19 protein-coding genes and 2 pseudogenes are annotated in these 26418 nt (G+C 61.0%); 3 read left to right on the plus strand and 18 right to left on the minus strand.

Annotation, left to right across the window (positions count from 1 at the left end):
* The first annotated feature begins 61 nt into the window (after nucleotides 1-61).
* The gene (gene nadA / locus AC3WJW_RS19060) at nucleotides 62-1120 is read left to right on the plus strand and encodes a quinolinate synthase NadA (RefSeq protein WP_007995624.1); all 1059 of its coding nucleotides are present in this window, start codon (nucleotides 62-64) and stop codon (nucleotides 1118-1120) included.
* A 97-nt stretch (nucleotides 1121-1217) separates the two neighbouring features.
* On the opposite strand, the gene AC3WJW_RS19065 is transcribed toward nadA, so the two are convergent.
* The 12 genes from AC3WJW_RS19065 to arcD (AC3WJW_RS19120) all read right to left on the minus strand — a co-directional run bounded on the left by AC3WJW_RS19065 (nucleotide 1218) and on the right by arcD (AC3WJW_RS19120) (nucleotide 15801).
* Complete coding sequence (locus AC3WJW_RS19065; RefSeq protein ID WP_493726982.1) at nucleotides 1218-1706, minus strand: RDD family protein; 489 nt, start codon at nucleotides 1704-1706, stop codon at nucleotides 1218-1220.
* A 94-nt stretch (nucleotides 1707-1800) separates the two neighbouring features.
* Complete coding sequence (locus tag AC3WJW_RS19070) at nucleotides 1801-2013, minus strand: cold-shock protein (RefSeq protein WP_007977299.1); 213 nt, start codon at nucleotides 2011-2013, stop codon at nucleotides 1801-1803.
* A 403-nt stretch (nucleotides 2014-2416) separates the two neighbouring features.
* Nucleotides 2417-3541, minus strand: coding sequence for a glycine cleavage system aminomethyltransferase GcvT (gcvT, locus tag AC3WJW_RS19075; RefSeq protein ID WP_493726983.1), 1125 nt, complete (start codon nucleotides 3539-3541; stop codon nucleotides 2417-2419).
* A 36-nt stretch (nucleotides 3542-3577) separates the two neighbouring features.
* Nucleotides 3578-4954: an L-serine ammonia-lyase gene (locus AC3WJW_RS19080; protein WP_015096592.1), complete on the minus strand. Its 1377-nt coding sequence runs from the start codon at nucleotides 4952-4954 to the stop codon at nucleotides 3578-3580.
* 205 nt (nucleotides 4955-5159) lie between these two features.
* A complete protein-coding gene (gcvP, locus tag AC3WJW_RS19085; protein WP_493726984.1) occupies nucleotides 5160-8012 on the minus strand; it encodes an aminomethyl-transferring glycine dehydrogenase in 2853 nt (950 codons plus the stop codon).
* 11 nt (nucleotides 8013-8023) lie between these two features.
* Nucleotides 8024-8407: a glycine cleavage system protein GcvH gene (gene gcvH, locus AC3WJW_RS19090; protein ID WP_493726985.1), complete on the minus strand. Its 384-nt coding sequence runs from the start codon at nucleotides 8405-8407 to the stop codon at nucleotides 8024-8026.
* 431 nt (nucleotides 8408-8838) lie between these two features.
* Nucleotides 8839-10347, minus strand: a complete 1509-nt coding sequence (gene gcsR / locus AC3WJW_RS19095; RefSeq protein WP_493726986.1) for a transcriptional regulator GcsR — start codon at nucleotides 10345-10347, stop codon at nucleotides 8839-8841.
* A 202-nt stretch (nucleotides 10348-10549) separates the two neighbouring features.
* Nucleotides 10550-10912, minus strand: a complete 363-nt coding sequence (locus AC3WJW_RS19100; RefSeq protein WP_493726987.1) for a DUF5064 family protein — start codon at nucleotides 10910-10912, stop codon at nucleotides 10550-10552.
* A gap of 12 nt (nucleotides 10913-10924) precedes the next feature.
* Nucleotides 10925-11854 carry a carbamate kinase gene (gene arcC, locus AC3WJW_RS19105; protein WP_493726988.1) on the minus strand — a complete coding sequence of 310 codons (930 nt, stop codon included), beginning with the start codon at nucleotides 11852-11854 and terminating at the stop codon, nucleotides 10925-10927.
* 137 nt (nucleotides 11855-11991) lie between these two features.
* Nucleotides 11992-13002: an ornithine carbamoyltransferase gene (locus AC3WJW_RS19110; protein WP_007974406.1), complete on the minus strand. Its 1011-nt coding sequence runs from the start codon at nucleotides 13000-13002 to the stop codon at nucleotides 11992-11994.
* A gap of 81 nt (nucleotides 13003-13083) precedes the next feature.
* The gene (arcA, locus tag AC3WJW_RS19115) at nucleotides 13084-14340 is read right to left on the minus strand and encodes an arginine deiminase (RefSeq protein WP_493726989.1); all 1257 of its coding nucleotides are present in this window, start codon (nucleotides 14338-14340) and stop codon (nucleotides 13084-13086) included.
* Nucleotides 14341-14373: 33 nt separating this feature from the next.
* Nucleotides 14374-15801, minus strand: a complete 1428-nt coding sequence (gene arcD / locus AC3WJW_RS19120; protein ID WP_493726990.1) for an arginine-ornithine antiporter — start codon at nucleotides 15799-15801, stop codon at nucleotides 14374-14376.
* Between the two features lie 443 nt (nucleotides 15802-16244).
* On the opposite strand from arcD (AC3WJW_RS19120), the gene arcD (AC3WJW_RS19125) reads away from it, so the two are divergent.
* A complete protein-coding gene (arcD, locus tag AC3WJW_RS19125; RefSeq protein WP_493726991.1) occupies nucleotides 16245-17672 on the plus strand; it encodes an arginine-ornithine antiporter in 1428 nt (475 codons plus the stop codon).
* Entirely contained in the window at nucleotides 17669-18532 is an 864-nt protein-coding gene (locus AC3WJW_RS19130) for a DNA-3-methyladenine glycosylase family protein (RefSeq protein WP_493726992.1), read from the plus strand. The genes arcD (AC3WJW_RS19125) and AC3WJW_RS19130 overlap by 4 nt, the downstream gene beginning before the upstream one ends.
* A 112-nt stretch (nucleotides 18533-18644) precedes the next feature.
* On the opposite strand, the pseudogene AC3WJW_RS19135 reads toward AC3WJW_RS19130, so the two are convergent.
* The 6 genes and pseudogenes from AC3WJW_RS19135 to AC3WJW_RS19160 all read right to left on the minus strand — a co-directional run bounded on the left by AC3WJW_RS19135 (nucleotide 18645) and on the right by AC3WJW_RS19160 (nucleotide 26344).
* Nucleotides 18645-19994: pseudogene (locus tag AC3WJW_RS19135) on the minus strand (CoA transferase).
* A gap of 173 nt (nucleotides 19995-20167) precedes the next feature.
* A complete protein-coding gene (locus tag AC3WJW_RS19140) occupies nucleotides 20168-20923 on the minus strand; it encodes a methyl-accepting chemotaxis protein (protein ID WP_376739137.1) in 756 nt (251 codons plus the stop codon).
* Between the two features lie 102 nt (nucleotides 20924-21025).
* Nucleotides 21026-22348: pseudogene (locus AC3WJW_RS19145) on the minus strand (methyl-accepting chemotaxis protein); the annotation flags it as partial.
* A gap of 159 nt (nucleotides 22349-22507) precedes the next feature.
* A complete protein-coding gene (locus tag AC3WJW_RS19150; protein WP_493726993.1) occupies nucleotides 22508-22897 on the minus strand; it encodes a YbaN family protein in 390 nt (129 codons plus the stop codon).
* A gap of 158 nt (nucleotides 22898-23055) precedes the next feature.
* Complete coding sequence (locus AC3WJW_RS19155; protein ID WP_493726994.1) at nucleotides 23056-23664, minus strand: biliverdin-producing heme oxygenase; 609 nt, start codon at nucleotides 23662-23664, stop codon at nucleotides 23056-23058.
* A 115-nt stretch (nucleotides 23665-23779) separates the two neighbouring features.
* On the minus strand, nucleotides 23780-26344 hold the full coding sequence (locus tag AC3WJW_RS19160; protein WP_493726995.1) for a TonB-dependent receptor: 2565 nt from the start codon (nucleotides 26342-26344) through the stop codon (nucleotides 23780-23782).
* Nucleotides 26345-26418 lie beyond the last annotated feature (74 nt).

Consider the following 26418-nt stretch of genomic DNA (forward strand, 5'->3'; position numbering starts at 1 on the left):
AGGGTACGGAGCCGGGTGTATACTCGACTTTCGCGCGAAAGCGCCTGCAGGTCTTGCGAACATGACGCAAATATCCGAACGCCTTCTGGTTCAAGCCCACCTCGACGCCAAACAGCCCAAACCGCTGACCGCCGATGAAGAGGCTTACTACCGTGCCGCCATCGCTGCCGAGCTCAAGGCTCAGGACGCGGTGCTGGTGGCCCACTTCTATTGTGACCCTGTCATTCAGGCGCTGGCCGAAGAAACGGGGGGCTGTGTCTCCGACTCGCTGGAGATGGCCCGCTTCGGCAACGCCCATCCGGCCAAGACCGTGGTCGTCGCCGGCGTGAAATTCATGGGGGAGACTGCCAAGATCCTCAATCCGGAAAAACGCGTGCTGATGCCGACCCTCGAAGCGACCTGTTCGCTCGACCTGGGGTGCCCGGTGGACGAGTTTTCCGCGTTCTGCGATCAACACCCGGAGCGCACGGTCGTGGTGTACGCCAACACTTCCGCTGCGGTAAAAGCCCGCGCGGATTGGGTGGTGACTTCAAGCTGTGCGCTGGAAATCGTCGAAAGCCTGATGGACAACGGCGAGACCATCATCTGGGGGCCGGACAAGCACCTGGGTACCTACATCCAGCGCCAGACCGGTGCCGACATGCTGCTGTGGGACGGTGCCTGCATCGTTCACGAAGAGTTCAAGTCCAAGCAGCTTGAAGACATGAAGGCGCTGTACCCGGATGCGGCGATCCTGGTGCACCCGGAGTCGCCGACTTCGGTGATTGAACTGGCCGACGCCGTGGGCTCCACCAGTCAGTTGATCGCGGCGGCTCAGAGCCTGCCGAACAAGACGCTGATCGTTGCCACCGACCGCGGCATCTTCTACAAGATGCAGCAGCTGTGCCCGGACAAGGTCTTTATCGAAGCCCCAACGGCGGGTAACGGTGCGGCGTGCCGCAGTTGTGCACATTGCCCGTGGATGGCCATGAACACCCTTGAGCGCACGCTCAAGGCGTTGAAAGAAGGCGCGAACGAGATCTTTGTCGATCCGGCGCTGATCCCGCAGGCGATCCGGCCGCTCAAGCGGATGCTGGACTTCACCCAGGCGGCGCGGATGAAACTGGCCGGTAACGCATAAAAGCCAGAAAGCAAAAGATCGCAGCCTTCGGCAGCTCCTACAGGTGTAAACAAAACCCTGTAGGAGCTGCCGAAGGCTGCGATCTTTTTTGTGGACGTTACTTGGTCTTCTTCGGAATCCGCACCAGTTCGGTATTGGAATAGATGTCATGCCAGCTGCGTTGCTGTTTGTCGAACAGCGACCAGAAGAACCCAAGGCCAACACACAGCAAGGAAGCAATCGACACCACAAAGCGCAACAGCGCCTGCCACAGGCTGATGGATGAGCCGTCGGCGTTCTGTACGCGAATGCACCAGACCTGCATGCCCAGGGTCTGACCCGACCAGGTCCAGAATTTGGCGAAGAAGCCGAACAGTACGAACAGCAGGACGGTGGAGAGCAGGGGATCGCCGTCCAGCGCGCCGGCTTCGGTCAGGGTGCGCATCCTTTCTTCGCCGATGATCGCCATCTGGATCATCTTGTAGATGCCACCGGTGACGATCAGCAGGGCGGTGCACAGCAGGAAATCATAGAACATGGCTGCCAGGCGACGACCCAGGCCAGCGGCAGGAAAGTCGCCCTGGGGAGTAAGCAGGTGTTTCGACATGGCAGGCTCTCGGCGAAAAAGAAGCCATTTTACGGATTTACGCGCACAAAAAAGCCCCTGATGTCAGCATCAGGGGCTTTTTCGTTACAGAAGATTAGGCTTCTGCTTGTACTTCGTCAGCCTGCATGCCTTTCTGGCCTTGCACGGCGATGAAAGTCACTTTCTGGCCTTCTTTCAGGCTCTTGAAGCCGTTGCCCTGGATGGCGCGGAAATGCACGAACAGATCCGGACCGCTTTCAGGAGTGATAAAACCAAAACCTTTCTCGTCGTTAAACCACTTGACGGTACCGCTCTGACGTTGGGACATTTCTTATTTCCTTTGACGCAAAAAATTAATGACAGTCTCCTTCTCATGAAAGAGTACTGGGGCTGGTTGCAGGAGAGTAAGAAGACGTCGAACGGGATGTAGCTAACTTGTAGGCTACTGCCCAGGTCACGATTCCAAGCGACCCATGCAAACACAGTGAACAAACTCTACGCCAACTACGGGAGAAAAAACAAGCCCTGTGAAGGCCCCGTATTTCCTCAGGTTGATGGCAAAGTCAGTCCACTAGTGGGGCCTTATACGCTAGCGCTGTTCAAATGTTTTCAATCGTTATAAGCAAAGTTCATAATCGAAGCTTAGAGCCAAACAATGCACTATTTTATGGCGGTTGCGTTACACATTAGTGCACAGTTAACGCAACCGCGTTACTTATAGAAACATTCAATCAGCCGCGATAGTAGCGTTGTGGAACAAATGGCATTTTGCTTACAAGCAATGGCACCTTTTTCCCACGAACAATCGCCCAGACGGGTGTGTCCAGTGCGATATAGGCGCTGTCGACATAACCCATGGCCAGCGGCCCACCCAGGGTCGGCCCGAAACCGCCGCTGCAGACGCTACCGATGATGTCGCCGGCTTCGTTGACGATCTCCGCACCCTCGCGCACCGGCGTGCGTTCCTGCGGTAACAGGCCGACGCGTTTGCGGCTGACACCTGCCTGTTGCTGGGCGAACACGGTTTCGGCGCCAGGGAAGCCGCCGGCCCGTGCGCCATCGGCGCGACGCGGCTTGGAGATCGCCCACAGCAGGCTCGCTTCGATCGGGCTGGTCTCGGTGTTCATGTCATGCCCATACAGGCACAAGCCTGCCTCAAGGCGCAGCGAGTCGCGGGCGCCCAGGCCGATGGCGGCCACTTCCGGTTCGGCCAGCAGGGCGCGAGCCAGGGCTTCGGCGTTGGCGGCGGGGACGGAAATTTCGAAACCGTCTTCGCCGGTGTAACCCGAGCGGCTGACAAAACAGTCCACGCCCAGCAGCTTCACGCGGGCGAACTGCATGAAGGTCATCTTCGCCACTTCCGGGGCCAGGCGTGCCAGCACGGTCACTGCAGCCGGGCCTTGCAGGGCAAGCAGGGCACGTTCTTCGAACAACGGCTCGATAGCGCACTGCTCACCAATGTGCTTGCGCAGGTGGGCCAGGTCCTGATCCTTGCAAGCGGCGTTGACCACCAGGAACAGTTCGTCGTTGCCCAGGTTGGCGACCATCAGGTCATCAAGGATGCCGCCCGTCGCATTGGTGAACATCGCGTAACGCTGCATGCCCACCGGCAGGTCGATGATGTCCACCGGCACCAGGGTTTCCAGGGCCTTGGCAGCATCGGCGCCGGTCAGGCGGATCTGGCCCATGTGCGAGACATCGAACAGCCCGGCCTGGTCGCGGGTGTGCTGGTGTTCTTTCATCACGCCCAGCGGGTATTGCACCGGCATGTCATAGCCGGCGAACGGCACCATGCGCGCGCCGAGTTCGATGTGCAGTGCGTGCAACGGGGTTTTCAACAGTTGTTCGGTGGACATATTCAGCTCCTGAAGAAGGGTGCAGATGAGCGCACATCAGCACTCGATAATGTTGACCGCCAAACCGCCACGGGCGGTTTCCTTGTATTTGCTTTTCATGTCGGCGCCGGTCTGGCGCATGGTGCGGATGACCTTGTCGAGGGAGACGAAGTGTTGCCCGTCGCCGCGCATGGCCATGCGCACCGCATTGATGGCCTTGACCGAACCCATGGCGTTGCGCTCGATGCAAGGCACCTGCACCAGTCCGCCAATCGGGTCGCAGGTCAGTCCGAGGTTGTGTTCCATGCCGATTTCCGCTGCGTTTTCCACTTGTTGCACGCTGCCACCGAGCACTTCGCACAAGGCTCCGGCGGCCATCGAGCAGGCGACGCCGACTTCACCCTGACAACCGACTTCGGCGCCGGAAATCGAGGCGTTTTCCTTGTACAGAATGCCGATGGCGGCGGCAGTGAGCAGAAAGCGCACCACCCCGTCATCATTCGCGCCGGGGATAAAGCGCATGTAGTAATGCAGCACCGCCGGAATGATCCCGGCCGCACCATTGGTGGGTGCCGTCACCACGCGTCCGCCGTTGGCGTTTTCTTCGTTGACGGCCAGGGCGTACAGGTTGACCCAGTCCAGCACTGACAGCGGATCGCGCAAGGACGATTCAGGGTTGCTGCACAATTGCCGATGCAGCGCTGCCGCCCGGCGTTTGACCTTCAGGCCACCGGGCAGGATGCCTTCATTACGGCAACCGGCGGCGACGCAGTCCTGCATGACCTGCCAGATCTTCAGCAGGCCGGCGCGGGTTTCCGCTTCCGGGCGCCAGGCGCTTTCATTCGTCAGCATCACCTGGCTGATCGACAGGCCGTATTTGGCGCAATGAGCGAGCAGGTCCTTGGCGCTTTTGAAGGGGAAGGTCAGGGGCGTGGCGTCTTCGACGATGCGGTCGGCGCCGGCGGCGTCCTCATCAACGACAAACCCGCCACCCACCGAGTAGTACTCGCGGCTGCGAATCTGCAAACCCGCCGCATCGAAGGCGCGAAAAATCATGCCGTTGGGGTGATAGGGCAACGGTTTGCGAATCATCGCCAGGTGTTCTTTCTCGTTGAACGCAATGCTGTGTTCGCCGAGCAGGTTCAAGCGTGCGTTGCTGCGGATTTCTTGCAGGCGCGCAGCGACGGTTTCGGTATCCACGGTGTCCGGGTGTTCGCCTTCCAGGCCCAGCAGCACAGCCTTGTCACTGCCGTGGCCTTTGCCGGTGGCGCCAAGCGAGCCGTACAGCTCGACCTTGACGCAGGTGGTGGCCGTCAGCAGCCCTTCACGGCGCAGGCCTTCGACGAAACGCACAGCGGCGCGCATCGGGCCGACGGTGTGGGAGCTGGAGGGGCCGATGCCAATCTTGAACAGGTCGAACACGCTTAACGACATGGTGGTTCTCCGGTTTCTTGTTATAGGAATTCACGGAATCGGAAGGTTGGCGCAATTCACTGTGGGAGCGAGCTTGCTCGCGATGACGGTCTGACATTCACCATGGATGTCGACTGAAAGACCGCTATCGCGAGCAAGCTCGCTCCCACAGGGGGCTGTGGTGTTTTTGCAAAAGGGGGGCGGGATCAACCGCCCCCTCATTGCTTTAAGCGTAGCTTTCGATCGACGGGCAGGCGCAGACCAGGTTGCGGTCGCCGAACACGTTGTCGACGCGACCGACCGGCGGCCAGTACTTGCCTTCGATCAGAGACGCAACCGGGTAAACCGCTTGTTCGCGGCTGTACGGGTGCGACCACTCGCCGACCAGTTCCTTGGCGGTGTGCGGAGCGTTTTTCAGCGGGTTGTCATCCTTGTCCAGGGTGCCGTTTTCCACCGCGCGGATTTCTTCGCGGATGCGGATCATGGCGTCGCAGAAGCGGTCCAGTTCTTCCTTGGATTCGCTTTCGGTCGGCTCGATCATCAGCGTGCCGGCTACCGGGAAGGACATGGTCGGCGCGTGGAAACCGAAGTCGATCAGGCGCTTGGCCACATCATCGACGCTGATGCCGCTGCTGTCTTTCAATGGACGCAGGTCGAGGATGCACTCATGCGCCACCAGGCCGTTGCTGCCGGTGTACAGCACGGGATAGTGCTCTTCGAGGCGACGGGAGATGTAGTTGGCATTGAGGATCGCCAGCTGCGAAGCACGCTTGAGGCCCGCGCCACCCATCATACGAATGTACATCCAGGTGATCGGCAGAATGCTCGCGCTGCCGAACGGTGCCGCGCAAACGGCGCCTTCCTTGCGCTCCATCTGTGCGTGGCCCGGCAGGAACGGTGCCAGGTGCGATTTCACACCGATCGGGCCGACGCCCGGGCCGCCACCGCCGTGGGGGATGCAGAAGGTCTTGTGCAGGTTCAGGTGCGACACGTCGCCGCCGAACTTGCCCGGCGCGCAGAGGCCGACCATGGCGTTCATGTTGGCGCCGTCGATGTACACCTGGCCGCCGTTGTCATGAACGATGCCGCAGATTTCGCGGATGCCTTCTTCGAACACGCCGTGGGTCGACGGGTAGGTGATCATCAGCGCGGCGAGGTGCTCGCGGTGCTCGATGGCCTTGGCGCGCAGGTCTTCGATGTCGACGTTGCCACGGGCATCGCACGCGGTCACGACCACACGCATACCGGCCATCTGAGCGGTGGCCGGGTTGGTGCCGTGGGCCGAGGACGGGATCAGGCAGATGTCGCGGCGGTCTTCGCCACGGCTCTGGTGGTAGGCGCGGATCGCCAGCAGGCCGGCGTATTCACCCTGGGAACCGGCGTTCGGTTGCAGCGAAACCGAGTCGTAGCCGGTTGCAGCGCACAGCATGGCTTCCAGTTCGTCGGTCAATTGCTGATAACCGGCGCTTTGCTCGGCCGGGGCGAAGGGGTGCAGGGCACCGAACTCGGCCCAGGTCACCGGGATCATTTCGCTGGAGGCGTTGAGTTTCATGGTGCACGAACCCAGCGGGATCATGGTGCGGTCCAGCGCCAGGTCCTTGTCCGCCAGTTTGCGCAGGTAGCGCATCAGCTCGGTTTCCGAGTGATAGCGGTTGAACACCGGGTGGCTGAGGATCGGCGACTGACGGACCAGCGCGGCCGGGATGGCGCTCTGCACCGAGGCGGCGAGGGCGGCGAAGTCCGGCAGGGCCTTGCCGTCGGACAGCAGGCTCCACAGGGTTTCAACGTCGGCTTGAGTGGTGGTTTCGTCCAGGGACAGGCCCAGGCGTTCGCCATCGACCACGCGCAGGTTGATGCGCTGGGCGTGCGCCTTGTCGTGCAGGGCGGCGGTTTGAGCGCCGGTCTTCACGGTCAGGGTGTCGAAGAAGTTCGCTTGCTCGACGTTCAGACCCAATGCGCTCAAGCCTTTGGCCAGGATCGCAGTCAGGTGGTGCACGCGATTGGCAATCTGCGTCAGGCCTTTCGGACCGTGGTACACGGCGTACATGCTGGCGATGTTGGCCAGCAGCACTTGCGCGGTGCAGATGTTCGACGTGGCTTTCTCGCGACGGATGTGTTGTTCGCGGGTCTGCATGGCCAGGCGCAGGGCCGGGTTGCCGAAGCGGTCTACGGAAACACCGACCAGGCGGCCCGGCATGTCACGCTTGAACGCATCCTTGGTGGAGAAGTACGCCGCGTGCGGGCCACCAAAGCCCAGCGGCACGCCGAAGCGCTGTGCGCTGCCGATGGCCACGTCGGCACCGAACTCGCCCGGTGCGGTCAGCACGGTCAGGGCCAGCAGGTCGGCCGCCACGGCGACGAGGGCGTTGGCGGCGTGGAAACGTTCGGTCAGCTCGCGGTAATCGAACACGTCACCGTTGCTTGCCGGGTATTGCAGCAGGGCGCCGAAGAACGGCGTCACGTCGGTCAGTTCACGCTCGTCGCCGACCACCACGTCGATGCCCAGAGGCTCGGCACGGGTGCGCAGTACGTCGAGGGTCTGCGGGTGGCAATGCACGGAGGCGAAGAATTGATGGCTGCCTTTGTTCTTGCTCAGGCGCTTGCAGAAGGTCATGGCTTCGGCAGCGGCGGTGGCTTCGTCGAGCAGCGAGGCGTTGGCGATCGGCAGGCCGGTGAGGTCGCTGATCAGGGTCTGGAAGTTCAGCAGCGCTTCGAGACGGCCCTGGGAAATTTCTGGCTGGTACGGGGTGTAGGCGGTGTACCAGGCCGGGTTTTCCAGCAGGTTGCGCAGGATCGGCGACGGCGTGTGGGTGCCGTAGTAACCCTGGCCGATAAAGGTCTTGAACAGCTGGTTTTTGCTCGCGATGGACTTGATCAAGGCCAGGGCATCGGCTTCGCTCAAGCCGTCTTCCAGGCCGAGGACGCTGGTGCCCTTGATGCTGTCGGGAATCACGCTGGCGCTCAGGGCTTCCAGGGAGTCGAAACCGAGGCTGTTGAGCATGGCTTGCTCGTCGCCGGCGCGCGGGCCGATGTGACGGGCGATGAATTCGTTGGCAGTGGTCAGATTCACTTCGGTCATGTCAGTGCTCCTCAGGCTTCGGCTTGGGCTTTGATCAGGCGGTCGTAGGCGTCCTGATCCAGCAGTTGGCCGACAGCGGAGGCATCGGCAGGTTTGAAACGGAAGAACCAGCCTTCACCCAGCGGATCTTCGTTGACCAGTTCAGGGTTGCTGTCCAGGGCCGGGTTCACTTCCAGCACTTCGCCGTCCAGCGGCATGTACACGCCGCTGGCTGCCTTTACCGATTCAACGGTGGCGGCTTCGGCGCCTTTGTCGTAGGACTGCAGCTCAGGCAGTTGAACGAAAACCACGTCGCCCAGGGCGTTCTGTGCGAAAGCGGTGATGCCGACCGTGACGCTGCCGTCAGCTTCGGTGCGCAGCCATTCGTGATCTTCAGTAAAACGCAACTCGCTCATGGAAACTCCTAAGGGGCCAGACTCGTCTGGTGGACGCGATTGAATGCTTGGGCAATGCCCTGGTTATGGAGGACTACATAGCAAGAACGCGGCCAATGTTGTTTTTATTGTTATTGATCAATGATTTAGGTGGTTTCGACAAAGACTGAAATTCATTCACTGTAGCGAAATCGATACGGCGTATGTCAATGATAAAAGCCGAGGTGGATCAAAGCCTTGCACAGCCGTGATCGGAGAGGTGTGTAGCGATATCGTTCCGCTGTAGCGCTTTCAGTACAGATGGAGGTCGTTTTTGGCGCGGTTTCATGTCGAACACAAAAAACTGTGGGAGCGAGCTTGCTCGCGATGAGGGCGTGTCAGTCGACATTTTTGTTGAATGTGACTTCGCAATCGCGAGCAAGCTCGCTCCCACAGTGGTTCTGTGTCAGGCCTCAGGCCTTGCCGGGTATGCCGTACTTGCGCAACCGATGGGCAATCGCGGTGTGGGAGGTTTGCAGGCGGGTCGCCAGTTGCCGGGTCGAGGGATAGCTGACGTAGAGCTTTTCCAGCAGGGTCTTCTCGAATGAGTCCATGGCCTGTTCCAGGCTGTCGACGTCATGGTCGCCCTGGCGGGCCACCGAGGTGCCGGCGATGTCGAGGTCGCCAATGTCCACCAGGCTGCTTTCGCAAATCGCCGCGGCGCGGAAGATCACGTTCTGCAATTGCCGCACGTTGCCCGGCCAGCGGTTGCCCAGCAGCGCCGGGTAAGTGCCCGGTGCCAGGCGACAGATCGGGCGCTGGATCTGCGCACAGGCCTGCTGCATGAAGTAGCGGGCCAACAGCAGGATGTCCTGGCCGCGCTCGCGCAACGGCGGCACTTCAACATTCAGGACGTTGAGGCGATAGAACAGGTCTTCGCGGAACAGGCCTTCGCTGACCATTTTTTCCAGGTCGCGGTGGGTCGCGCTGAGGATCCGCACGTTGACCTTGACCTCACGGTCACCGCCGACCCGGCGAAAACTGCCGTCGTTGAGGAAACGCAGCAGCTTGGCCTGCAAATACGGCGACATCTCGCCGATTTCATCGAGAAACACCGTGCCCTGGTTGGCCAGCTCCATCAGCCCTGGCTTACCGCCGCGTTGCGCGCCGGTGAAAGCGCCGGGGGCGTAGCCGAACAGTTCACTTTCGGCGAGGTTCTCCGGTAATGCGGCGCAGTTCAACGCCAGAAAGGGCGAACTGTGCCGGGCGCTGATGGCGTGGCAGGCACGGGCCACCAGTTCCTTGCCGGTGCCGGTTTCGCCCTGGATCAGCAGCGGTGCATCGAGGGCCGCCACCCGCTGGGCGCGTGCCTTGAGGGTGCGGATCACCGGGGACTCGCCGAGCAGTGCATCGAAACCTTCGGCGTGGTCATGGTGCAGTGCGGAAAGACGTTCGCCGATGCGGTTCGGCTGGTACAGGGTCAGCAGGGCGCCGGCGTCAGTGATCGGTGTGGCGTCGAGCAGGAAGGTCTGGCCATTGACGATGATTTCCCGCAGGGGCAGGCGAAAGCCGTGTTCGAGCAGGGCGTCGAGCAAGGCCGGGTCGGCAAACAGCTCGGCCACACTTTCACCATTCGGCTCGCGGCCGTACAGGGCGATCAACGCCGGGTTGGCCAGCAGCACCTTGCCGGCGCTGTCCAGTGCCAGCACCGGGTCGGTCATGGCGGCCAGCAACGCGTCGAGCTGCAAGTGCCGACGCTGGCCGGGCAGGATGTCGACCACCGTCACCGCTTGCACGCCACGCACGCTGAACAGGGCATCGCGCAGTTCCTCAAGGACTTGCGGGCTCAGGGTCGGGGCGTCGATATAAACATTGGGCGGGACCATTTCCACTGCATCCAGGTTCAGATTGCGCCCGCCAAGCAGGGCCAGGACTTCCTGGGTGATACCGACGCGGTCGATGAAGCTGACGTGGATACGCATGGGGCGGTTTTGGTTCTGCAGTGCGGAGGGTGGCAAGTATGCCTTGGGGCGGGCTAATGGTGAAATCCTGCGCGGATTTCAATAGAGCGATGATCCCCCTTGTGGGAGCGAGCCTGCTCGCGAAGGCGTCGTGTCAGGCACCCTTGATAGTGACTGATACACCGCTTTCGCGAGCAGGCTCGCTCCCACCGGGAAATGTGGGCTACTCGAAGCTCTCGAGATCTATCGGGTCGCCGGATTTCATATTCAGTTGCTTGCGGATGTCTTCGAACATCAGGTCGTAATGTTCGTGTGACGATCCAATGGCGATTTTTTCTTTGGGAATGCCATATTTCTCGGCGATTTTCGTCACATTGCTGGCGAAGTTGTAGGCTTCCTCCTTGGGCAGGAAGAAGGGCTCCTTCAGGTCCTTGCCCTGAATGCTGCCATGCATGGTGAACTGAATGCCTTTTTCCCCTTTGGGGTTCTTGCTGACTTCATAGTCTAGGTGGATGTTGTAGCTCACATCATCCTTGTTCAGCGCATGGCGCTCGATGTGCAAGTGACCTGGATCAAACGTTGCCATAAACGCCTCTCTCTACAAGTAAGTAATGCCGGCGGTCGCCGTGCTGATGCGCGTACCGGCCTTGCCCTGGACGATCGCTTCGATGTCCGCGAGCGAGCCAATCACCGCCACTTTTCCAGTATGGCGCGCGAATTCGCAGGCCGCCTGCACCTTCGGTCCCATGGAGCCGGCGGCGAAGCCGAGTTTTTCCATTTCGTCGGGGTGCGCCTGGGCGATGGCTTTCTGCGTGGGTTTGCCAAAGTCGATGAACGCGGCGTTGACGTCGGTGGCGATCACCAGCAGATCGGCTTCTAGCTGTTCGGCCAACAGCGCCGAGCACAGGTCCTTGTCGATGACCGCTTCGACGCCCTCGAGTTTGCCGGGCGAGGTATACATGGTCGGAATGCCGCCGCCGCCGGCGCAGATCACGATGCTGCTTTTTTCCAGCAGCCATTTGATCGGACGGATTTCGAAGATGCGCTTGGGTTTCGGACTGGCGACCACGCGACGGTATTTGTCGCCGTCCGGGGCAATGGCCCAGCCTTTTTCGGCGGCGAGTTGTTCCGCCTCGGCCTTGCTGTAGACCGGGCCGATGGGCTTGCTCGGGTTCTTGAAGGCCGGGTCATTGGCATCGACTTCGACCTGGGTCAGCAGGGTCGCGAAGGGCACTTCGAAGTCCAGCAGGTTGCCCAGTTCCTGTTCGATGATGTAGCCGATCATGCCTTCGGTCTCGGCGCCAAGCACGTCCAGCGGGTAGGGCGAAACCGAGGTGTAGGCCGCCGCCTGCAATGACAGCAGGCCGACCTGGGGGCCATTGCCGTGGGCGATGACCAGTTGGTTGCCGGGATGGATCTTGGCGATCTGTTCGGTGGCGATCCGGATGTTGGCGCGCTGGTTGTCAGCGGTCATCGGTTCGCCGCGGCGGAGCAGGGCATTACCGCCCAGAGCAACGACGATACGCATGGTGCAGTCCTTTTTGGGGTAGGAGCTGCCGGAGGCTGCGATCTTTTGATCTTGCTATTGATCTTCAAAGATCAAAAGATCGCAGCCTTCGGCAGCTCCTACAGGTCAGTGGTTGATCATGGAATCGTGATCAGCCGTTAAAGGTCGGCCAGCGTCGACACCAGAATCGCCTTGATGGTGTGCATGCGGTTTTCCGCTTGCTCGAAGGCGATGCAGGCCGGCGACTCGAACACGTCATCGGTCACTTCGATGCCGTTGCTCAGGTGCGGGTACTGCTCGGCAATCTGCTTGCCGACCTTGGTATCACAGTTGTGGAACGCCGGCAGGCAGTGCATGAACTTGGTGCGCGGGTTGCCGGTGGCTTTCATCAGTTCGGCGTTGACCTGGTACGGCAGCAGTTGCTGGATGCGTTCGGCCCAGGCTTCAACCGGTTCGCCCATCGACACCCAGACATCGGTGTGGATGAAGTCGACGCCCTTGACTGCCGCTTTCGGGTCTTCGGTGAGGGTGATGCGTGCGCCGCTTTCTTCACCGTACTGTTTGCAGCGGGCGACCAGGTCGTCCGCCGGCCACAGGGCTTTTGGCGCGCAGATGCGCACGTCCATGCCGAGCTTGGCGCCGATCAGCAACAGCGAGTTACCCATGTTGTTGCGCGCGTCGCCGAGGTAGGCGTAGCTGATTTCGTGGATCGGTTTGTCGGCGTGTTCACGCATGGTCAGCACGTCGGCGATCATTTGTGTCGGGTGATACTCGTCGGTCAGTCCGTTGAACACGGGTACGCCGGCAAACTTGGCCAGTTCCTCGACGATTTCCTGCTTGAAGCCACGGTACTCGATGGCGTCGTACATGCGCCCGAGCACGCGGGCGGTGTCCTTCATGCTTTCCTTGTGGCCGATCTGCGAGGAGTTCGGGTCGATGTAGGTGACGTTGGCGCCCTGGTCATAGGCTGCAACTTCGAACGCGCAACGGGTGCGGGTCGAGGTTTTTTCGAAGATCAGCGCGATGTTGTTGCCCTTGAGATGCTGCTGTTCGGTGCCGGTGTACTTGGCACGCTTGAGGTCGCGGGACAGGTCGAGCAGGTAGCGCAATTCGCGAGGGGTGTGGTGTTCCAGGCTCAGCAGATTGCGGTTATGGATGTTGAACGCCATTTTGGATCTCCTAAGGTGTCGGTTATCCCCTTGGCCCGAGCATGCCCTGGGGTAGAGGGCAGCGCGGGCCAAGGTAATAGGTTAGTAGTCGATCGGATCGCGGATGATCGGGCAGGTCATGCAATGGCCGCCGCCCCGTCCCCGGCCGAGTTCGCCGGCGCTGATGGTGATGACCTCCACCCCGGCCTTGCGCAGCAGGGTATTGGTGTAGGTATTGCGGTCGTAGCCGATGACCACGCCCGGCTCCACGGCCACCACGTTGTTGCCGTCATCCCATTGCTCGCGTTCGGCGGCGAAGCTGTTGCCGCCGGTTTCCACCACGCGCAAGGCTTTGAGGTTGAGGGCCTGGGCCACGGTGTCGAGGAAGTTGGTTTCTTCGCGACGGATGTCGATGCCGCCTGCCTTGCTTTCATCGGGACGCAGGGTGAAGGCGACAATCTGGTTCACCACTTCCGGGAAGATCGTGACGAGGTCGCGATCGCAGAAGCTGAACACGGTGTCCAGGTGCATCGCCGCACGGGATTTCGGCAGGCCGGCGACTATCACTTTCTCCACGGCCTTGTTCTTGAACAGGTTCACCGCCAGTTGGGCGATGGCCTGGCGCGAGGAGCGTTCGCCCATGCCGATCAACACCACGCCGTTGCCGATCGGCATCACATCACCGCCCTCAAGGGTGGCGTTGCCGTGGTCCTTGTCCGGGTCGCCGTACCAGATCTGGAAGTCGGCGTTGGTGAACTCGGGGTGGAACTTGTAGATGGCGGTGGTCAGCAGGGTCTCCTGACGGCGCGCCGGCCAGTACATCGGGTTGAGGGTGACGCCACCGTAGATCCAGCAGGTGGTATCGCGGGTGAACTGGGTGTTGGGCAGCGGCGGCAGGATGAAGCTGGAGTGGCCAAGGAAGTCGCGGAACATCTCGATGGCCTTGCCGCCGAAACTGGTGGGCAAATCGTCGCCCGATACGCCACCGATCAGGAACTCGGCGATCTTGCGCGGCTCCAGGCTGCGCAGCCACGAGGCGGTTTCGTTGATCAGGCCCAGGCCCACCGAATTGGCGGTGATCTTGCGCTCCAGAATCCAGTCCAGGGCTTCGGGGATGGCGACGATGTCGGTCAGCAGGTTGTGCATTTCCAGCACATCGATGTTGCGTTCGCGCATCTTGGTGACGAAGTCGAAGTGGTCGCGCTTGGCCTGGGCCACCCACAGCACATCATCGAACAGCAGTTCGTCGCAGTTGTTCGGGGTCAGCCGCTGATGGGCAAGTCCTGGGGAGCAAACCATGACTTTGCGCAGTTTGCCGGCTTCGGAATGGACGCCGTACTTAACTTTTTCCGTGGTCATTACAGTGATCCTCCAGATGACAAAACAAGTGCATTACAGGGTCAGGAAGCCGTCGTAGAGACCGTAGGCCGCCACCACGGCGCCGACGACCACCGCAGCGAAAATCAGCTTCTCGACGTTGGTGAAAACAGGTTTGTTGATTTCCAGCTTGGCCTTGGCGAACAGGATCACGCCGGGGGCGTAGAGCAGGGCGGACAGCAGCAGGTATTTGATGCCACCGGCGTAGAGCAGCCAGACCGCATAGACCAGGGCCACGGCGCCGATGATGAGATCTTTCTGCCGACCGCCTGGCGCGCCCTCGTAGGTTTCGCCCCGCACGGCCAGCAGCAAGGCATAGGCCGCCGACCACAGGTATGGCACCAGGATCATCGAGGTGGCGAGGTAGATCAGCGACAGGTAGGTACTGGCCGAGAACAAGGTGATGATCAGGAAGATCTGCACCATGGCGTTGGTCAGCCACAGGGCATTGACCGGTACATGGTTGGCGTTTTCCTTGCGCAGGAATGCCGGCATGGTGTGGTCCTTGGCAGCGGCGAACATGATCTCCGCACACAGCAGCACCCACGACAGCAACGCCCCCAACAGCGAGATGATCAGGCCGACGCTGATCAGCACTGCGCCCCAGTGGCCGACCACATGCTCCAGCACCGCCGCCATCGACGGGTTCTGCAATTTGGCCAGTTCCGGCTGGGTCATGATCCCCAGCGACAGCACGTTCACCAGCACCAGGAACAATAGCACTGTGACAAAGCCGATCACGGTGGCTTTACCCACGTCGCTGCGTTTTTCCGCCCGGGCCGAAAAGATGCTCGCGCCTTCGATGCCGATGAACACCCACACGGTGACCAGCATCATCTTGCGCACCTGGTCCATCACGCTGCCCAGGTCCGGGTTTTTCAGGCCCCAGATGTCGGCGGTGAAGATGTCCAGTTTGAAAGCGAACAACGCGATCAACATGAACAGCACCAGCGGCACGATCTTGGCGACGGTGGTCACCAGGTTGATGAACGCTGCTTCCTTGATTCCTCGCAGTACGAGGAAATGCACGGCCCAGAGCAGCACCGAGGCACCGATCACGGCAGCAGGGGTATTGCCCTCCCCGAATATCGGAAAGAAGTAGCCGAGCGTGCTGAACAGCAAGACGAAGTAACCGACGTTGCCCAGCCAGGCACTGATCCAGTACCCCCAGGCAGACGAGAAGCCCATGTAGTCGCCGAAACCGGCCTTGGCGTAGGCGTAGACCCCGCCGTCCAGGTCGGGTTTGCGATTGGCCAGGGTCTGGAACACGAATGCCAGGGTGAGCATGCCGACGGCGGTGATTGCCCAACCGATCAGAATGGCACCGACATCGGCACTGGCGGCCATGTTTTGCGGCAAGGAAAAGATCCCGCCACCAATCATCGAACCGACGACTAATGCAACCAGTGCGCCGAGTTTGAGTTTTCCGGGAGCTTCAGACATTGCATGACTCCAATGCAGGAGAAGAGAGGCAACAGACTAATTCCGTTGGCTATCCAATCAGCTGACTTGGATCACTAAATGAGAGCGTTCCCAGTTTCGTGGCGGAGTGCTATCACTTGCAAGGCGGCTGCTTGTAATGCTTGATCTAGAGCCTTTCTTTGAATAATTTCAGTACTTTTGTATTTTGTTTCGAATTATGACGCTAGTTGGTTTTTCAGAATTCGCCAATCTTCCTCCTGGGTTTTTTGTACAAAATGGATGTATTGGAAAAGCGTATACAACAAATGATTATATCGGCGTCTTTAATAGCCGTTTTGTGCAAGTAAAAAGACATAGGTTGGCGTTATCCAATAAACGTTATTACGCTTCAACAGTTTAGTTGACGCCCGATATGTGACGATCTCGCGGCAGTTGTCGCCCCCCGAAAAAATGGAGATGCAACGATGTCGCAATCACCGAGCAAGCTTCGCCTGAGCGCATTGATCGCCTTGGTGGTGGGTTCGATGATCGGCGGCGGGATCTTTTCCCTGCCGCAAAACATGGCGGCCAGGGCCGATGCCGGGGCGATCCTGATCGGTTGGGCGATCACCGCCGTCGGCATGCTGACCCTGGCGTTCGTGTTCCAGACCCTGGCCAATCGCAAGCCGGAGCTGGAGTCCGGGGTGTATGCCTATGCCAAGGCCGGGTTCGGCGACTACATGGGCTTCTCGTCCGCCTGGGGGTACTGGATCAGCGCCTGGCTGGGCAACGTCGGCTACTTCGTGCTGCTGTTCAGCACCCTGGGTTATTTCGTTCCGGTCTTTGGCGAAGGCAACACGCCGATCGCCATCGCCTGCGCTTCGGTGCTGCTCTGGACCGTGCATTTTGTGGTGATGCGCGGAATCAAGGAGGCGGCGTTCATCAACCAGGTGACCACAGTGGCCAAGATCGTGCCGTTGATCATGTTCATCGTGATTGCCGCCGTGGCGTTCAAGGCGGACATCTTTACCCTCGATATCTGGGGGCGTAACAACCCGGAATTCGGCAGTGTGATGGATCAGGTTCGGCACATGATGCTGGTCACCGTGTTCGTGTTCATCGGCATCGAGGGGGCCAGTGTCTATTCGGCCCGGGCGGAGAAACGTTCCGACGTGGGCCGGGCGACGGTGATCGGGTTCATTGGGGTATTGGCCCTGTTGGTGCTGGTGAACGTGCTGTCGCTGGGGATCATGACCCAGCCGGAACTGGCGAAACTGCAGAACCCCTCGTTGGCGGCGGTGCTTGAGCATATCGTCGGCCCCTGGGGTGCATTGCTGATCAGCGTCGGCCTGGCGATCTCGCTGTTGGGTGCGTTGCTGTCGTGGGCGCTGCTGTGCGCCGAAATCCTGTTCGCCACGGCGAAAGACAAGACCATGCCGGCATTCCTGACCAGGGAAAACACCAACCATGTGCCGGTCAATGCAATGTGGCTGACCAACTCGATGATCCAGCTGTTCCTGCTGATCACGCTGTTTTCCGCCGGCACCTACACCAGTCTGATTTATCTGGCGTCATCGATGATTCTGGTTCCGTACCTGTGGTCGGCGGCCTATGCGGTATTGCTGTGCGTGCGCGGGGAAACTTATCAGCAGGCAACCGCCGAGCGCAGCAAGGATTTGCTGGTTGGTGTCATCGCCTTGAGTTACGCGGTGTGGTTGCTGTACGCCGGTGGCCTGAAGTATTTGCTGCTGTCGGCGTTGCTGTATGCGCCGGGTGTGATCCTGTTTGCCAAGGCCCGCCATGAACAGGGCATGCCATTGTTCACGACGCTCGAGAAAGGCATTTTCACCGCGGTCATCAGCGGCGCCGGGCTGGCGGCTTATGGGTTGTATAGCGGGTTGCTGAGTCTGTGAAGCTGTTGCTGGCGTATCAGCCACCCTATGACTGGCCGGCCATGCTGGGATTTTTGTCGGCTCGGGCGATTGCAGGACTGGAAACGGTTGCTGACGGCGTCTACTCGCGCAGCATCGATCTGAAGGGTATGCACGGCAGCTTTTCTATCCAGCCTGCCAAGTCTGACGCCCTTGAGCTGACGCTGGACTTTCCCGACCCGAGCGCCGTGCCCGACATCGTCGCAAGCGTGCGGCGGATGTTCGATCTCGATGCCGACCTCGGCACGATCCATCGGCATTTAGCGCTTGATCCGCTGATGGCCCGGTTGATTGCCGAGCGTCCCGGGCTGCGTGTGCCGGGGGCGTGGGACGGGCTGGAACTGGCGATCCGCGCGGTATTGGGGCAGCAGATTACGGTGGCGGCGGCGATCCGCCTGGCGGGGAAACTGGTGGCGCAATATGGCATGCCACTGGGTAAGCCGTTGGCGGGTTTGAGTCATGTGTTCCCCACGGCTGACGTGTTGGCGCAGGCCGATCTGGCTGCGTTGGGCATGCCAAAAAGCCGGGGCCGGACCTTGTCGGGTGTGGCTCGGGCATTGCTCGATGACCCGCGATTGTTTGAGCCCGGCCGGGAGGGGGGCGTAGCGCGGTTGCTGGCGTTGCACGGGATTGGTGACTGGACGGCGCAATACATTGCGTTGCGCCAGTTGCGGGAGATGGATGGATTTCCCAATGGCGATGTGGGGCTGGTCAATGCGTTGGTGGCGCTGGAGGGTGGGCCGGTGACGGCCAGGCAGTTGTTGTTGCGGGCGGAAGCGTGGCGGCCTTATCGAGGGTATGCGGCGCAGCTTCTTTGGACTTCATTGAGTCGGGTGGATTGAGTTGATCCGGAATTTGTATCGATAGTCCTGACGCCTTCGCGAGCAGGCTCGCTCCCACAGGTGACCGAGTTCAAATGTGGGAGCGAGCCTGCTCGCGAAGGCGATCTGAAAGTCACCACCACTGCGCGGGATGTGAACCCAGTTCAGTCGCGGGCAATGTCCACTGTAGTGGCGTCCCGATGATCTTCAGCGGCACCTGCAACCGATGCGCCGGTCCCCAGGACGTTTGCTCCACCAGCATCCCCAGATCCTGTTGATCTTCGCCGCGCAACGACCCATCCGGGCCGGCCCCCTGCTCGATTAACAACTTCGCCGTGCGCGCCAACGACAATCGCGCCGAGCCACCTGTACCGTCGCTCAACCGTCCCGCCAGCAACCTGATCGCACTGGCCGCCATCAAATACCCGGTGGCGTGATCGAGTGCTTGCACGGGGAGCGGTGTCGGCTTGTCGGCACTTTTCCAGCGCATGCCGGCTTCGGCGATGCCACTGCTCATCTGTATCAGGCTGTCGAAGCCCCGACGATTTTGCCAGGGGCCACTCCAGCCATAGGCGTTGAGGCAAACATCAATCAGGCCGGGGTTCAGTTGCCGACGCTGATTCGTGCCCAAGCCAAGTCGCTCCAGCGCATCGGCACGATAGCCGTGGAGCAGAATGTCGGCGTCCTTGAGCAGGGATTCGAATACGCCGCGGTCGGACTTGTCGCTCAGATCAAGACGCGCGCAACGTTTTCCCAGCGTGACTTCCGGCACCACTCCCGGCTCGTTCCAGGTCGGCGGATCGATGCGCAGGACATCGGCGCCCAGGCCTGCCAGAAAGCGGCTGGCGATGGGGCCTGCCAGTACCCGGGTCAAGTCCAGCACCTTGATGCCGGCCAGTGGTCGAGCCACTGAACCTGTCCACGGTTTGTGGCTCTGGCTTGGGTGGTTGGCGAACAGAACCAAGGGTTCGGCATTGACCGCCTGGCCTTGGGGATGGACCTGCCATTGTTCCCGGGTGCGCATTTCGGCGGCACAACCACCGGCATCGACCACCGCCTGTTCCAGCTCTCTTTTCGTCCATTGCGCCACTTTGTCGGCCATCGCTGCGCGGTCGGCACAGGCACCGAGCACGCGTTCGGCAGCGGCGCGGTGATGGGGCGCGTTGGTGTGCAGGCGAATCCAGCCGTCGCGGGTGGCGTAGTCACCGGCCACCGCGTCCCACAGCGGTGGAACGCGCCAGCCGATCGGGCGAATCGAGGTCGCGAACCAGAAGGACGCCAGGCGTCGGTCAACTTCAAGGTCGGGCCGGCGTCCGGTCTATTGGTGCAGCAGCTCGCTGGCGGCCTGGCCGGCGGCGGCGATGCTCGCGCAAGCCAGCTCGGTGACGGCAAATGCAGAGGGCAGGGTGCCGCTGGACGTGAAAGGAATCGGGGTGTGAGGCAAACCGAGTGCGGCTTGAATGGACGTGAGCAGATCAGTCATTGAAGAGCCCTCCGGAGCGAGAGCCAGATCTTAGTCCAGATTGGCTGACAAGCCAGATGAAACCTGTGGGAGCGAGCCTGCTCGCGAAGGCGATGTGTCAGCCACATTGATGTTGCATGGGCTGCCGTCTTCGCGAGCAGGCTCGCTCCCACAGGGGGGATGTGGCGATTTTTTTAAACGCGGAACTGATCCATCAACTTCATCTGGTGGGTGGTCAGGGTGTTGAGCTGGCTGCTGATCTGCGCCGACTCGGTGGCCTGGCCGGTCAGGGTTTCGGTGACGGTGCGGATCGCCGAGACATTGCGGTTGACCTCTTCGGCGACGGCGCTTTGCTGCTCGGCGGCGCTGGCGATTTGCAGGTTCATGTCGCTGATCACGGTGACCGCGTCGCTGATTTTGCTCAGGGCCTGGACCGCCTGCTGGATCTGCCCGGCGTTGCTGTGGGCCTGGGTCTGGCTCGAGTGCATGGTGGCGACCACACCGCGGGTACCGGACTGGATGCGTTCGATCACCAGGCGAATTTCCTCCACCGAATCCTGGGTACGTTTGGCCAGGTTGCGCACTTCATCGGCGACCACCGCGAAGCCGCGACCGCTTTCGCCGGCACGGGCCGCTTCAATCGCCGCGTTGAGGGCCAGCAGATTGGTTTGCTCGGCGATGCTGCGGATCACTTCCAGCACCGAGCCGATCTGTTCGCTGTTCACCGCCAAGGCTTCGACTTCGGTCACGGCCTTGCTGACTTCGTCGGCCAGTTGATTGATGTCGCGGGTGCTGCGTTCGATGATCGACATGCCGTCGCGGGCCGACTGGTCGGCACCTTTGGCGGCGTTGGCCGCGTTAGAGGCGCTGTTGGCGACATCGTGGGCCGTGGCGCTCATTTCGTTGGACGCGGTGGCGACCTGGTCGATTTCGCGGAACTGCACCTGCATGCCTTCACTGGTCTGGCGTGCGATTTCCGAAGACTGGTCGGCCGTGCCACGGGCATCGGTGATGCTTTGCTTGATCTGCGCTATGGTCGGTTGCAGCTTGTCGAGGAAGCGGTTGAACCAGCTCACCAGTTCGCCCAGTTCGTCCTGCTTGCTGTAGTGCAGGCGCTGGGTCAGGTCACCGTCGCCACTGGCAATCGCCTTGAGCATTTGCGCCACGCTGTTGATCGGTTGGGTCACGCCGGTCGCCGTGAGCCACATCAGCAGCAGGCCGATCACACCGGCAATCACCGCCACCGACAAGGCCTTGATCGTGCCACTTTGCTGGGCATCGTCGAGTACCGCTTGCAGCTTCACCGAGTCGGCCAGCAGCACTTGTTTGGGCAAGTCGATCACCACGGCCCAGGCCTTGGCATCGGCAATCGGGCTGACCGGGTACACCGCACGGATCAGGTCGCCTTGCTGGAGTATCTTCGGTGCACCGCTGCCAAGCAGTTGCAGGATGTTCTTGCCGTCGGCGCCCAGGGTGTCGCCGATGCTCTTGCCGACCTTGCCGGCATCGACACTGTAGGCGGCCAGCACGCCAGTGCCGGAAACGATGAGCATGTGCCCGGCACTGTTGAACAGGTCGCGCTGAGACTCGACCGCCGCCGCTTGCAGGGCGTCGAGGGCGATGTCGATACCGACCACGCCGATGGACTTGCCATCCACCAGCAGCGGGACGGAAATGGTGGTCATCAACATTTCCTTGTTGCCGACCGTATCGGCATAGGGGTCGAGCAGGCAGATGCGCTTGCTGTCCCGCGGGCAGGTGTACCAGACGTTGTACGGATTGCCGCTGAGGTTCAGGGTGGTCTTGGTCATGTCCTCTTCGACCATGATCGTGTTGAGGGCATCACCCCCGGCGCGGCTCCAGTACGTAGCGAAACGCCCGATCTCGTTGGATTGACGGGCGGCGTCGTTGACGAACTCGCTGTCCTTGCCGTCCAGGCCGTTGGGTTCGAAGGCCAGCCAGATGCCCAGCACCTTGTCGTTGCGTTCGAAGGCGGTTTTCAGGTTCTCGTTCAGCTCTTCTCGCAAGACGCCGGGCTCGAGCGAGCGCTTGGCGGCCAGGTTGCGCATGTCCTGGATCTGGTCCGCGAGGGCGGTCACCACCGTCAGGGTTTCACCGAAGGTCTTCTGCACCCGCACCGCCTGCTCGGCGGCCTTGGCCTGCAGCAGATCCTGCACACTGGCGGTGAGCATTCTGCTGCTGGAATCGCTGACCAGATCATCGTTCTGATTGGTCTGGTAGATGTTCATGCCCACTATCAGGGCGACTACCCCCAGCAGGCACAGACCGGACAGCAGGACGATTTTCAGGCGGATGGACAGTGAGTCGAACATAGGGCGAACTCGCGAATGGATGAAGTGTTGGCTGCGAGCCATTGCGGCTCACTGGCTAAATCCATTTAGCGCCATTCAATGCACATCGGCGTGATGGCCAGGTTACATGAATGGGCTGCCGACGAACGGTAGCGGTTGAACGTTTGCGCAGAAAAATGTGCCGAAAATGGGGGTAAAAAGAGGAAAAAGCGCGGGGGGAGTTCAGGCGGGTTGCGGCAGTGATTCCGGTCGTGACCAGATCCACAGGTTGCCCAGCCCCATCCCGGCAATCGCCAGGTAGATCGGCCAGTCGTGCTCGAGCATCACCAACATGAGACTGGCGCATACCAGCATGCTGACGGTGGCACTGACCTTGGCCCGGCGCGCGATGACCTTGCCGTTGCGCCAGTTAAGGAGGATGGGGCCGAACAGCCGGTGGTGTTCCAGCCAGGCACTCAGGCGCGGCGAACTGCGGGTCGCGGCCCAGGCGGCCAGCAGGATGAACTCGGTGGTCGGCAGACCGGGAATGACGATCGCGATCAGGCCGATGCCCAGGCTGACATAGGCCAGCAGGCCGAAGAGGAGGCGGGAGAGTCTGGAAGAGGTGGGCATGGGCTCAAGGCAGGTGTTGAGGCTTGATCGGGATCCAGTGGACTTGCTCGGACCCTGTGGGAGCGGGCTTGCCCGCGATAGCAATTTACAACTCAGCATCTCTATTGGATGCGAAGCCGCCATCGCGGGCAAGCCCGCTCCCACAGGGGTTAGATGTCTCAGGCCGGTTCGGCAGTTGTCGAATAAGCCTGCTCCAGCAACACGGTGAAGCGGTTGAACGCGTCGAGGGCGCCTTTCTCTACTTCGGCTTCTTCCTGGGCGCTGAACTCAAGGCCGTCCAGGGTTTTGACAAAGCTTTTCCAGCCTTCCGCGCGGCCGCCGGCCGGTTCGCCGAGGTGACGGGCACCAAAGGTTTCACTCAGGCCAAGGCCCACGGCACGCTTGATCAGGAACGCTGCACCGAGCTTCGAGCCTTCGGAGACGAAGAGCCAGCCCAGGGCCTGGGCCTTGGTCGGGTTCTTCAGGGCGCCGGCGACAGGTGCCGGTATGTCGGTGTCCAGGTCCGCCAGGTCAGCCTTGGCCGCATCGGCGCGGCAGCGGGCCGGCAGGTCCGGGACGATGGCGGTCAGTTCGGCATCGTTGTACAGCGACACCAGTTCCGACTGGAACAGGTACTGCGCCACCACGAAGCGGGCGAAACTGGCCTGGGTTTCAAACGGGGAGTGGGCCTTGACCAGCGCATCGAGCTTGCTGTGCGGCTCGTGGGTGATCTGGTTCAAACGCTGCGAACGCAAGTTGTGGCGTTGTTCGGTGGCCTGGGTAGTCATGGCAATTCCTTGGAGAAAGAAGAGGCGCTTGGTAACGAGACGAACAGGACGGCGCCTGACAGTAAAAAAATCCTCACCGGGCGGCTTGATGAAACCGCCCGGAGAGATGAGCGGATCAGATATCCCAGATCAGGTTGACCGCGAAGTTGCGACCCGGCTGGGTCAGGCGGTCGAGGTTGGCCGGTTGGGTCACCGAGGCTTCGCCGACACTGTCGTAACCGCGCACGTCATCCCACAGCCAGTACTTCTTGTCGGTCAGGTTGTAGACGCCGCCGCTGACGGTCACGTCGTCGGTCACCTTGTAGAACGCGCTCAGATCCAGAATGCCGAAGCCCGGGGTCTTGAACTGGGTGCTGGTGCCGTCCGGGGTCTTGAAGGTGCTGCTGTCGACGCGATCCTTCTTCTTCACCAGTGTCCAGTTGAGCAAACCGCCGTAGGTGTCCTGCTCGTAACCGAAGCCGAACACGCCGGTCAGCGGGTTGACGCTGTTGAGCGGCTCGCCGCTGTCGTCGTTGCGACCGTAGGCATAGGCCACCGAGCCCTGGGTGTAGAGGCCTTGCGGCGCGCCGAAGGCGTCGAGGTTCAGGCGTCCCTTGACCTCGGCACCCTTGATGGTGGCGTGCTTGATGTTGTTGCTCTGGAACGTGGTCTCGGTGTAGCCGGGCGTGATGGCGTTCTCGTCGATGAAGTCGCGGTATTTGTTGTAGAACACGGCTACGTCAAATGAGCCCTGCTCGAAGTTGCCGCGCAAACCGGTCTCGTAGCTTTTGCTCTTTTCCGGTTCGAGGTCCGGATTAGGCGCGACCCGATAGCCACCGGCGAGGTTTTCGAAACGGCCATACAACGCCTTGGCGGTCGGGGTGCGGAAGCCTTCGGCGTATTGGCCGTACCAGGTGTAGTTATCGTTGAAGCTGTAGGTGGTGCCGAACTTCGGCGACAGGCGATGCCAGGTCTTGGTCTCGTCGCTCACCGTGCCGTTGCCGCTCTGGTCGGCGGTGGCCAGGAACTCTTCGGTGATGTGCGGCTTGAGCTGGGTGTAGTCGTAGCGTGCACCGGGCAGGAAGGTCCAGTTGCCCCAGCTGATCTGATCCTGGGCGAACAGGGCGTAGCTGTTGATGGCCGGGTCCGGGAAGTCACTGGCCGGTGTCAGCGTGTCGGTGACGCTGGGGGCGCCGATGACCCGGCAGGCGCCGGCCACGGTCAGGCAAGTGCCGGTACCGGTACGCAGGCCGGTGATTTTGTCCTGCTTGATGGTGGTGCCATAGGTGACGAAGTGTTCGGTGTCGGCGATGGCAAACGACTTGTCGACCTGGGCATCGAATACCCATTGGCGATCCTTGTAAGTGGTATCGCGGTTACGCAGCACGGTCCGCGACGGCGCGTAGATTTCTTCGGTGGTCTGGTCGGTCTTGGCGATCTGGTAGTTCAGGGTCCACTTGATGTTGTCAGCCAGTGCACTGTCCAGGCCGAAGCTGTGTTCCAGGCCAAAGCGTTCGCGGGTGATCGTATCGTTGCCGGTGCGGGACTTGTAGAAGCCGAAACCGCGTCCGGCATTGAACGGGCCGCCCACCGCGCTCAATTGATTGGTGTCGCGGTCGTCCTTGTAGTGCTCGTAGGTCAGGCCCAATCGAGCGTCGTCGGCGTAATCCCAGCCCAGTTTTGCCAGCACGCTGGTGGTGCGAGCGTCCTGGGGGTTGGCTTCAGTACGGTTCAGGCCAGTGCCGCCGGTTTCTCCATAGGACTCTGTTTCATGACCGTTGCGTTGACTGAAGTGCAACAGGCCATCGAACTCGCCGTTGCGGCCGGCGACGGTGCCGGACGTCAGCCAGCTTTCATCGGCGGAGCTGTAGCCGGTTTTCAGGCGTGCACCGACATCCTTGCCCGGTTTGATGATGTCGTCCGGGTCCAGCGTGTAGTAGCTGACCGCACCGCCAATGGCGTTGCTGCCATACAGCACCGACGCCGGGCCCCGGAGGATTTCCACGCGCTTGACGATTTCCGGGTCGACATAGTTGCGGTTGGTCTGGGCATACGGGCCGTTGAAGAAACCGTCGGGCACCTGCACCCCGTCGACCTGGGTCAGCACGCGGTCGCCATCGATGCCGCGAATGTTGTAGCCGGTGATGCCGGCGCGCTGGCCTGCGCCGCCGACCGAAACGCCGGGTTCGTAGCGCACCAGTTCCTTGATGGTGTTGACGTTGTTGCGGTCCAGATCTTCGCGCGTGTAGACAGAGACCGTGCTCGGTACGCTGTTCACATCCTGCTCGTTACGGGTGGCGCTGATGGTGACCTGATCCAGATTGAGGGCACTGCTAGCGCTGCGCTTTTCCAGCACGATGCTGTTATTGCCCAGTTTGCGATAACTCAGGTTGGTCCCCACCAACAGGCGATCCAGGGCTTTCTCCGGCGACAGCGAACCACGGACGCCCGGTGAAGCCACACCTTGCGCCAGCTCCGACGACACGCCGACCTGCCAGCCGGTCACAGCGGTAAAGGCATTGAGTGCCGATACCAGAGACTGTTGGGGAATGGCGAACGCGTAGTCGCCCATTTTGCGAGTCGACGGCTCGGTGGCGGTGGCGGCCATGAGCGGTGCGGCACCGGCCATCAGGATGGCAGCGGTCAGCAGCGACAGCATGCGGGAAGGTGAGGTGGCTGGGCGGGTGAGGCGAGAGGACATCGATAGCGCTCCGTGTCGCACGAATCTTTATAGGTGCTGATTGGCATGGTGAGATGCGAATCAATTGCATTGGC

It is taken from the genome of Pseudomonas sp. GW821-FHT07G06, from assembly GCF_058986625.1.

Bases quoted from the DNA above. Each gene is read 5' to 3' on its own strand.
- nadA (WP_007995624.1), top strand. From the start codon at position 62: ATGACGCAAATATCCGAACGCCTTCTGGTTCAAGCCCACCTCGACGCC.
- AC3WJW_RS19065 (WP_493726982.1), bottom strand. From the start codon at position 1,706: ATGTCGAAACACCTGCTTACTCCCCAGGGCGACTTTCCTGCCGCTGGC.
- AC3WJW_RS19070 (WP_007977299.1), bottom strand. From the start codon at position 2,013: ATGTCCCAACGTCAGAGCGGTACCGTCAAGTGGTTTAACGACGAGAAA.
- gcvT (WP_493726983.1), bottom strand. From the start codon at position 3,541: ATGTCCACCGAACAACTGTTGAAAACCCCGTTGCACGCACTGCACATC.
- AC3WJW_RS19080 (WP_015096592.1), bottom strand. From the start codon at position 4,954: ATGTCGTTAAGCGTGTTCGACCTGTTCAAGATTGGCATCGGCCCCTCC.
- gcvP (WP_493726984.1), bottom strand. From the start codon at position 8,012: ATGACCGAAGTGAATCTGACCACTGCCAACGAATTCATCGCCCGTCAC.
- gcvH (WP_493726985.1), bottom strand. From the start codon at position 8,407: ATGAGCGAGTTGCGTTTTACTGAAGATCACGAATGGCTGCGCACCGAA.
- gcsR (WP_493726986.1), bottom strand. From the start codon at position 10,347: ATGCGTATCCACGTCAGCTTCATCGACCGCGTCGGTATCACCCAGGAA.
- AC3WJW_RS19100 (WP_493726987.1), bottom strand. From the start codon at position 10,912: ATGGCAACGTTTGATCCAGGTCACTTGCACATCGAGCGCCATGCGCTG.
- arcC (WP_493726988.1), bottom strand. From the start codon at position 11,854: ATGCGTATCGTCGTTGCTCTGGGCGGTAATGCCCTGCTCCGCCGCGGC.
- AC3WJW_RS19110 (WP_007974406.1), bottom strand. From the start codon at position 13,002: ATGGCGTTCAACATCCATAACCGCAATCTGCTGAGCCTGGAACACCAC.
- arcA (WP_493726989.1), bottom strand. From the start codon at position 14,340: ATGACCACGGAAAAAGTTAAGTACGGCGTCCATTCCGAAGCCGGCAAA.
- arcD (WP_493726990.1), bottom strand. From the start codon at position 15,801: ATGTCTGAAGCTCCCGGAAAACTCAAACTCGGCGCACTGGTTGCATTA.
- arcD (WP_493726991.1), top strand. From the start codon at position 16,245: ATGTCGCAATCACCGAGCAAGCTTCGCCTGAGCGCATTGATCGCCTTG.
- AC3WJW_RS19140 (WP_376739137.1), bottom strand. From the start codon at position 20,923: ATGCAGGTGCAGTTCCGCGAAATCGACCAGGTCGCCACCGCGTCCAAC.
- AC3WJW_RS19150 (WP_493726993.1), bottom strand. From the start codon at position 22,897: ATGCCCACCTCTTCCAGACTCTCCCGCCTCCTCTTCGGCCTGCTGGCC.
- AC3WJW_RS19155 (WP_493726994.1), bottom strand. From the start codon at position 23,664: ATGACTACCCAGGCCACCGAACAACGCCACAACTTGCGTTCGCAGCGT.
- AC3WJW_RS19160 (WP_493726995.1), bottom strand. From the start codon at position 26,344: ATGTCCTCTCGCCTCACCCGCCCAGCCACCTCACCTTCCCGCATGCTG.